Annotated in this window: 1 protein-coding gene; it reads left to right on the forward strand. The window is 58.4% G+C overall.

All coding sequences use genetic code 11. From position 1 onward, the window contains the following. Positions 1-734: 4-hydroxybenzoate 3-monooxygenase (locus ACXJ5O_RS28855; protein ID WP_457302896.1), on the forward strand; the 734-nt coding region annotated here is incomplete at both ends.

Below are 734 nucleotides of genomic sequence, written 5' to 3' on the forward strand. Positions count from 1 at the left end.
CGACCGCGTCGGCAAGGAATATATCCTCAGCCGCGTCCGCGCGGGGGTTCTCGAGGAAGGCACAGTCGAACTGATCGACAGGGCGAAATCCGGCACGAGGATGCACGTCGAGGGGCTACCGCATGATGGCTTTTCTCTTGTTTTCGACGGACGCGATCATCGCATCGATCTGACTGGCCTTACTGGCGGCAAGCGCGTCATGGTCTACGGCCAGACGGAGCTCACCCGCGACCTGATGGAACATCGCGAAAAGAGCGGCGGCGAGAGCATCTATGATGCAAGCAACGTTCAGCCGCATGATTTCGATGGCAATTCGCCCTATGTCACTTATGAAAAAGACGGCATCACCCATCGGATCGACTGCGATTTCATTGCCGGGTGCGATGGTTTTCATGGTGTCAGCCGCAAATCCATCCCGGAGAAATCGCTGCGCATTTTTGAGAAAGTCTATCCCTTCGGCTGGCTTGGCATCCTTGCCGATGTGCCGCCGGTCAATCACGAACTGATCTATGCCAATCATCCGCGCGGCTTTGCCCTGTGCTCCATGCGCTCCGCAACCCGCAGCCGCTACTATGTTCAATGTGCACTCGACCAGAAGATCGAGGACTGGAGCGACGATCGCTTCTGGGACGAGCTGCGGCGCCGCCTGCCTCCCCACCATGCGGACGCGGTGATAACTGGACCTTCGTTCGAAAAGTCGATCGCGCCCCTGCGCTCCTTCGTTGCGGAACCCA

Source organism: Phyllobacterium sp. P5_D12, from assembly GCF_054049495.1.